Raw genomic sequence first — 7,938 nt, 5'->3', positions numbered from 1 at the left:
AAAAATCCAAAGCACCCCACCCCAACCCTCCCCTCCCGCGGGGAGGGAGCAAGATTATTCTTGTTTCTCCCCGCGGGAGGGGGGACTTGCGGGGGGTAAATTTGACTTTTGCAAGAGGTCTAATCTTACAGTGACGCACGTAAGATAATTTATCGAAAATTGTACTAGAAAACAATTGTTGGCTTTGTTTCCACGGATCGGAAGTGTCAGGTAGTCGCCTTCAGATTGTCGATTGAATTTAGAGATTGTTTGCGGCGACACACCCTAGGAATTTTTAGTTTTATACGATGTCCTATTTTAATTTTATACGGGAGATATGGTGGGAGCAAGAGAACGCATAGAGCAAGATTTGGCAGGACTAGAAGAGAGTTTAGCAGCCTTGAATGTGGAGTTTCGCAGTACCTACGACAGTTATTTAACTTCCTTGGGACAAGCGGTGCGGCAGCAGTTAATTTTGGCTTGCTATCACCTTTGCACTCAATCCGCGCCGGAGTCGTTTCTCAAGTTGTCCTTCGACAAGCGGCAAAAAATGCAGCAGTCTGTAAGGGGTTTGGCTGCTGCGTCGGAGGAAAAATTGCGATCGCTGGTGACTGAATCAGAAGCAGAGGAAGAAATAGAGGAAGAAGAAGAAGAAGACGAAGAAGACGAAGAAATAGAGGAAGACGAAGAAGACGAAAAAAACCAACTTTCCGCCATTAAGTATTTATTTTCAGTGGCAAATTACCAGGTGCCAACTGCTAATTCTCCCGAAAGTTTGGCGCGCTGGCAAAATAGTATTGAAAAGTCGATCGTCCTGATTCTCAAACTGCTTTCTCGTGACACCAACCGCTTGCTGCAACAGTCGGGAATCTTGCCCAGTCAATTGCCAGAACCTATTCTAGAAGCTGCTTATGCTGCTGAAGCTTCCGGCGACAGCGTTGCTGGGCCGCCTAACTTATTAAACTTAATCGTTCAAGCCGATAACTCTTCGGCACCGCCAAACTTAGCACAAGCACAGGTTACTATGGCCGTGCACATTACAGCAATTAAACTGCGGCTGTCGGAAATAGAGTTTGCCGATGCGGGAACTTCGGCTTGGCGGCAGCAAATTCGCAACCTCTCTGTGAGGTTAAACTCCCTAGGCCGCGATTACCAGAAAAAGCAGCGGGAACTTGCTGTGGTGGAGGCTGAGTCGGCTTGGCGATCGAGTTGGTTTGAAGATTAGTCAGTTGGTTGTTGGCAGTTGGCAGTTGGTGGTTGGCAGTTGGTGGTTGGCAGTTGGCAGTTGGTGGTTGGCAGTTGGCAGTTGGTGGTTGGTGGTTGGCAGTTGGCAGTTGGCAGTTGGCAGTTGGTTGTTGGTGGTTGGCAGTTGGTGGTTGGCAGTTGGCAGTTGGTTGTTGGCAGTTGGTAGGGGCGGTGCCCCCGTGCCCGCCCTCTTCGTTAGTGGTTGGCAGTTGGTTGTTGTCTGGGATTCTTGAGCTATGATTAATGACTAATGACTAATGACTAATGACTAACAACTAATGACTAATAACTAATAACTAATAACTAATAACTAATAACTGATGACTAACAACCAACCAGAATGGCAGCGATTGCAAAAAGCTCTTTCAGTAGAAGCCGATCGCGGATTTAACGACATCCAGGGCAGTCAATACCGCTTCAGCGAGTTTCTCGGCTTGAGTTTGAGACAGTTGGCCGGTGCTGTAGCAGGTTCTTCGCGCGATCGCGCCCGACAACTAGCTGTGGAATTTGACATCTACCCTCAGAAGGATCTCGAAGCGCGCCAGCATTCGATCGCCATTACGGTGAGTTTTCTCAGACAAATGGAGCAAGTTTGGGAAGAACAAACCACACAAGTCAGACCCGCAAACGCCGCCGAGTCAGTCGCCCCAGCCGTTTCCGTTCCCCGAACAGCACCGCTGAGTGCGGCAGCGCCACCGCCCAGCTTGACCCTCCACCAACCGTTAACCCGCGTCACCGGCATCGGCCCCGCCAACGGCAACCGCTTGCTCAAACTCGGTTTAAACACTGTATACGACTTGCTTTACTACTATCCCCGCAACCACATCGACTATGCAAAGCAAGTACAAATTCGCGAATTAGTAGCAGGGGAAACTGTCACTTTAATCGCCGAAGTAAAGCGGTGCAATTGCTTTTCTAGCCCGAAGAATAAGAAATTAACAATATTAGAAGTAATCTTAAAAGACCGCACGGGAGAAATAAAAATTAGTCGCTTTTTTGCCGGGCCCCGCTACAGCAATCGCGGCTGGCAAGAATTCAAAAAGCGCGAGTATTGTACTGGTGCGCTGCTGGCTGCTTCGGGTTTGGTGAAGCAGGGTAAATATGGGATTACTTTAGAAAATCCTGAGTTGGAAGTATTAGACGACTCCGGCGGTGCGATCGAATCTATGAAAGTCGGCCGCCTGATACCTGTTTATCCGCTGACTGAAGGGGTGGATGCGGGTTCGGTGAGGCGATCGATTTTGGCTGCGATGCCGGCGGCGAAACTGTTGCCGGAATCGCTACCGGATGATTTGCGCGATCGTTACAGTTTAATGGGTTTAGCGGATGCTGTGACTAATATTCACTTTCCGCTCGATCGCGATTGCTTGTCCGCCGCCCGCCGCCGCTTAGTTTTTGATGAATTTTTCTACCTGCAATTAGGACTTTTGAAGCGCCGCCAAACCCAAAGAAAAGCTCAAGCTAGTGCAGTCATTCTTCCTAGCGGCAAATTGATCGAACATTTCTATGAAATCTTGCCTTTTGCGTTGACTAATGCTCAGGCCAGAGTAATTAACGACATCCTTAACGATTTAGCTTCGCCGCAACCGATGAACCGATTAGTACAAGGCGATGTCGGCGCGGGCAAAACCGTAGTCGCCGTAGTCGCAATGCTAGCAGCAATTCAATCGGGCTATCAAGCGGCTTTAATGGCACCGACAGAAGTTTTAGCAGAACAGCATTACCGCAAATTGGTAGGTTGGTTTAATTTGATGCACTTGTCTGTGGAACTGTTAACTGGTTCTACAAAAGTAGCCAAGCGCCGAGAAATTCACAGCCAGTTAGAAACGGGAGAATTGCCTGTTTTAGTGGGAACTCACGCGCTGATTCAAGATACAGTGAATTTCCACAAATTGGGTTTGGCGGTAATTGACGAACAGCACAGATTTGGGGTGCAGCAGCGGGCTAAATTGCAGCAGAAAGGCGAATCTCCGCACGTTTTGACGATGACGGCAACTCCCATTCCCCGGACTCTGGCGCTGACGCTGCACGGAGATTTAGACGTGAGTCAAATTGATGAACTTCCCCCCGGTAGGCAGGCGATTCAAACGACGGTTCTGTCGGCAAAAGAACGCATCCAGGCTTACGATTTGATTCGCCGGGAAGTGGCGAGCGGCCGTCAAGTTTATGTGGTGCTGCCGCTGGTGGAGGAGTCGGAAAAGTTGGATGTGCGATCGGCAATTGAAGAAAAAGAAAAACTTCAAAGCAGTGTATTTCCTGAGTTTAAGGTGGGTTTGCTCCACGGCAGGATGAGCAGTGCGGACAAAGATGAGGCTATTACTAAGTTTCGGGACAAAGAAACTGATATTTTAGTATCTACAACTGTGGTGGAAGTGGGAGTAGATGTGCCGAATGCTACGGTAATGCTGATTGAAAATTCGGAGCGTTTTGGACTGTCGCAATTGCACCAGTTGCGGGGTCGTGTCGGTCGGGGCAGCAACCGTTCTTATTGTTTGTTAATGCCCGGTTCTAAGACGGCGGAAGCTATGCAGAGAATGAAGGTTTTAGAACAATCTCAGGATGGTTTTTTTATTGCGGAAATGGATATGAGATTGCGGGGGCCGGGTCAGGTTTTGGGAACTCGGCAGTCGGGTTTGCCGGATTTTGCTTTGGCGAGTTTGGTGGAGGATCAGGAGGTTTTGGAGTTGGCGAGGGCGGCGGCTCAAATGGTAATTGAGAATGATGAAACTTTGAATCAGTGGCCTGTGGTGCGGGATGAGTTGGAGAGGAGATATCAGCGGATGATGAGTGGCTCGATTTTGACTTAAGAAACCCAAAAACCCGGCGGTTGAAACCGCCGGGTTTCTAACGGCCGGGATTTCTCTTTTTAAGGCAAGTAACCCAAGGTAAATAGTACGATATTTTCTAATTGTACCAGTATCTCTGGATTGACTTCACCAATTTTATTTCGCAATCTTGTTTTATCCAAAACTCGCAGTTGATGGCACAATGCAACAGAATCTTGAGTCAATCCTCCCTCACCGCCAGGAATTAAAACACAGGAAGGAAGAGAGGCGCGGCGCAGATTTGTGGTGAGAGGAATACTGATAATAGTAGTTGTATATCTCGAAATTGTATCGTTTTGAAAAATAATTGTGGGACGCACGCCTGCTTGTTCGGAACCTTGTGTGGGATCGAGGTTGGCAATCCAGATTTCACCTCGTCTGATTGTCATGCCAAATCCTCATGTTTGAGGAGTTCTGAATATTCGCTGATTCCGAGTTCCGCAAGTTGTCGGTCTTCTTCGGCAAATTCGCTGTAGAGTGCAGCTAAGTTAGTTTCATCGATCGCAGGAATACTCACTAATCTGGCACGGAATTTCAGGAAGGCTATAAATTCAAATACTTGTTGGAGTTGTTCTCGATCGAACTTTTCTAATTCTTGTTGGATTAACTCTCTCATGACAGTTATATTTGTTGTCAAGTTTTCTGTATTATAGCCCGATCGCCCATCCACCCAAAAACCCGATCGCCCATCAACCCAAAAATGCGATCGCCCATCCACAAATGCGATCGCCCATCCCTCCAAAAAACCCGATCGCCCATCCACAAAAAACCCGATCGCCCCAATCAACACAAAAATTTGATCGCACATTTCTCTCAAATTTGCTCGCCCTAAAACTCGCTACATTAGGACTTACGATGGAGGCCGAGAAACCGGGTTTTTGACGACAAGAGGCGTTGCAGCCCACAGATTCGGTAAAAACCCGGTTTCTTTGGTGGGAGTGCGTCCAGGACGGTACACAAAAAATTAGATCGCCCGAATCGACCCAAAAATCCGATTATCGCCCGTCGCTAACTCCCTCCAATCGCAGGAAATGCACCCGACCCGACGCATCCCCCGCTATAACTGTCACTCCATCAGGTAAAACTGCACAGCAATCGAAGCCAGAATCTCCGCTGAAACTAGCAATTTCTTTGCCACCAAGCAGATCCCAGATTTTTAGGGTGCAATCCCATGAAGCGGAAATCGCGGTGAGGCCGTCTGGTGCGATCGCCACTGCACTTACATAGCTAGTATGACCGATGAGGGTTATAACTTCGGTACCTGTCTCGGTGTCCCAGATTTTCAGGGTTTCATCCCATGAAGCGGAAATCGCTGTATTGCCGTCTGGTGCGATCGCCACTGCTGTTACCAAGCTAGTATGACCGGTGAGGGTTCTAACTTCGGTATCTGTCTCGGTGTCCCAGATTTTCAGGGTGTTATCCCCTGAAGCGGAAATCGCGGTTTTGCCGTCTGGTGCGAGATCCACTGCATTTACCCGCCTAGTATAATCGGTGAGGGTTCTAACTTCCGTACCTGTCTCGGTGTCCCAGATTTTCAGGGTTTTATCCCGTGAAGCGGAAATCGCTGTATTGCCGTCTGGTGCGATCTCCACTGCATATACCGATTTAGTATGACCTGTGAGGGTTCTAACCTCGGTACCTGTCTCGGTCTCCCAGATTTTCAGGGTTTTATCCCATGAAGCGGAAATCGCGGTTTTGCCGTCTGGTGCGATCGCCACTGCTTCTACCCCGCTAGTATGACCGGTGAGGGTTCTAACTTCCGTACCTATCTCGGTGTCCCAGATTTTCAGAGTGTTATCCTCTGAAGCCGAAATCGCTCTTTTGCCGTCTGGTGCGATCGCCACTGCATTTACCCAGCCAGTATGACCGGTGAGGGTTCTAAGTTCGATTCCTGTCTCCGTATCCCAGATTTTCAGGGTGTTATCATGTGAACCGGAAATCGCAGTTTTGCCGTTTGGTGCGATCGCCACTGCTTGTACCCGGTTAGTATGACCGGTGAGGGTTCTAACTTTGGTTCCTGTCTCGGTGTCCCAGATTTTCAGGGTGTTACCCCCTGCGGAAATCGCTGTCAGGCCGTCTGGTGCTATCGCCACTGCATTTACCGAGCTAGTATGACCGGTCAGGGTTATGAGTTCGGTGCCGCTTTCTGTGTCCCAGATTTTCAGGGTGTTATCGAATGAAGCGGAAATCGCTCTGTTGCCGTCTGGTGCGATCGCCACTGCATTTACCGACTCAGTATGACCGATGAGAGTTCTCAGACATCCTTCTCCCGGCCGCTCTAAATTAGCCCTCAAAGGCCGCAGCCAAAGACTATTTTTCGACTGCTTGGCTTGTTCCAGCAACCCCTGAATATCAGTCATTTCAAAATCTAGCAACCTCCCCAATAATTGCCCTGCTAATTCAGTTTTATCCCTATCCAAAACGTGCGCCGACTTGCGAATTGCCCCTTGAATCAACTTCAGCGTTTCAGTTTGCCCCTCCGACAGCAAAACATCACAAACTCTTGCCAAATCGTAATCCTCAATTAACGCTTGTACCCCCAACAATTCCAACTTCGCCTCAATAAAACCAAAATCCGTCACCCAACGATAATAACGATCGAACTCTCCCGAAGTTTCCACAAAATCCCTGGGTTGATACTTCAAAAAATATTCTCGATCAGATCGACTTTGCTGCGACAACCACACACCCAAATCGCTCATATCGGCGCTCCTTTTAACCTGTTATCCATACCTTGGCGGTTGAGCTTTTCAACGTCAACCCCCGCCGATTGCACCGTTTCATTTTTTGCCAAAAAGTCGCGAAAACTGTTGTGATAGATGCTGTAGCGAATTTCGCCATCAACTTGCGGCTGCCGCAAAAACGACTCCCATTTCTTCAACACCTGCTGCACTTTAAAATCCGTTTCCCCTACCGATTTCGCAATCCAGCCGCGAGAAACAGCTTCCCGCGCTTTCGAGAGCACATAGATAATCTTAACCCTCATCTCCAGCAGCGGATCGTCTTCCCGCCCCATCATTTGCATCCAATGCTTCTCATAATATCCTTCCAACTCCCTCGGCAAATCTTGCAAATTCACATCGCTGTACTTGCCGCTATCGATATCATTCAGCACATAGCGCAGGTACATAAAATTATTCTGACTTTTTTCCGCCACCGCCGCCACAAACTGCGATAGCTGCAAATTTTGACGGTTAATCCAACTCTGAATTGACGTGCTGTTGCTGGTGCGTTTGTCAATATAAAGCTTGACATCCGCCAAACTTTCTGCACTGTAGTGCATCAAATCAAAAGGCTGATGATTTGGCAAAGGCAGAGTTTTCGGCTGCTTCGAGACAATAAAATAAACATTATCCGGCAAAGCATCTGGCAAATACAAAACATTGCTGCCGCGCCCCTGCAAACTCGAATCCACTTCATCCAGGGCATCCACGACCACAATCAACTTTTTGCCACCCAATTTAGCGCTGACTTCCCCCAACAATCGACTCAGAAAGTTGCCATCTCTGGTCGCATTCTCCGGCAGTTGCGGATAATTTAGTTGAAAGCCTCGAATTAACTGAGTGCAGGCATTTTCCAGAAATTGTTCGGCGCGGACAATGCCTTGAGATTGCGAGTTAAAATGGGCGACGCAGCGCCGCTTCAGCAGCAGCACTAACTTTGCCATAATTGAACTTTTCCCGACTCCCGGATCTGCTTCTAAAACAAAATAGCCTTTGCGATTGTTCTGCAAAAATTCGGCAATTGCTGCAAACACAAATTGGCGACCGGTAAAGTCTTGAGTCCGGTCTGCAATAATCGTTTCGCACTCGTAGGGAAGCGGCAATCTGGGCGTACCAGTATCAACAAATCGTTGCAGCAAGTTCTGAATTTGCGCCAAATCGTCCCG

6 protein-coding genes and 1 pseudogene are annotated in these 7,938 nt (G+C 48.5%); 3 read left to right on the top strand and 4 right to left on the bottom strand.

Features of this window, described 5'->3' with window-relative positions; all coding sequences use genetic code 11:
• Nucleotides 1–316 precede the first annotated feature (316 nt).
• The 3 genes from WBA89_RS18875 (at nucleotide 317) to recG (ending at nucleotide 4,031) form a co-directional block, all read left to right on the top strand.
• Nucleotides 317–1,204, top strand: coding sequence for a hypothetical protein (locus WBA89_RS18875; RefSeq protein WP_424408740.1), 888 nt, complete (start codon nucleotides 317–319; stop codon nucleotides 1,202–1,204).
• 4 nt (nucleotides 1,205–1,208) lie between these two features.
• Complete coding sequence (locus tag WBA89_RS18870; protein ID WP_424408739.1) at nucleotides 1,209–1,457, top strand: hypothetical protein; 249 nt, start codon at nucleotides 1,209–1,211, stop codon at nucleotides 1,455–1,457.
• An 87-nt stretch (nucleotides 1,458–1,544) separates the two neighbouring features.
• A complete protein-coding gene (gene recG, locus WBA89_RS18865; protein WP_424408738.1) occupies nucleotides 1,545–4,031 on the top strand; it encodes an ATP-dependent DNA helicase RecG in 2,487 nt (828 codons plus the stop codon).
• A 59-nt stretch (nucleotides 4,032–4,090) separates the two neighbouring features.
• Here the strand turns inward: recG and WBA89_RS18860 are convergent, their stop codons facing one another.
• The 4 genes and pseudogenes from WBA89_RS18860 to WBA89_RS18845 form a co-directional block, all read right to left on the bottom strand.
• Complete coding sequence (locus tag WBA89_RS18860) at nucleotides 4,091–4,438, bottom strand: type II toxin-antitoxin system PemK/MazF family toxin (RefSeq protein WP_333425216.1); 348 nt, start codon at nucleotides 4,436–4,438, stop codon at nucleotides 4,091–4,093.
• Nucleotides 4,435–4,857 carry a hypothetical protein gene (locus tag WBA89_RS18855; protein ID WP_424408737.1) on the bottom strand — a complete coding sequence of 141 codons (423 nt, stop codon included), beginning with the start codon at nucleotides 4,855–4,857 and terminating at the stop codon, nucleotides 4,435–4,437. The genes WBA89_RS18860 and WBA89_RS18855 overlap by 4 nt, the downstream gene beginning before the upstream one ends.
• 187 nt (nucleotides 4,858–5,044) lie before the next feature.
• On the bottom strand, nucleotides 5,045–6,694 hold the full coding sequence (locus tag WBA89_RS18850; RefSeq protein ID WP_424408736.1) for a hypothetical protein: 1,650 nt from the start codon (nucleotides 6,692–6,694) through the stop codon (nucleotides 5,045–5,047).
• Between the two features lie 53 nt (nucleotides 6,695–6,747).
• Nucleotides 6,748–7,938 (bottom strand): annotated as a pseudogene (locus tag WBA89_RS18845) (ATP-binding protein); the annotation flags it as partial.

This window comes from Microcoleus sp., assembly GCF_049646505.1.
In the GTDB taxonomy this organism is placed as follows: Bacteria; Cyanobacteriota; Cyanobacteriia; order Cyanobacteriales; family Microcoleaceae; genus Microcoleus.
This window is presented reverse-complemented; position numbering and strand designations above follow the sequence as displayed.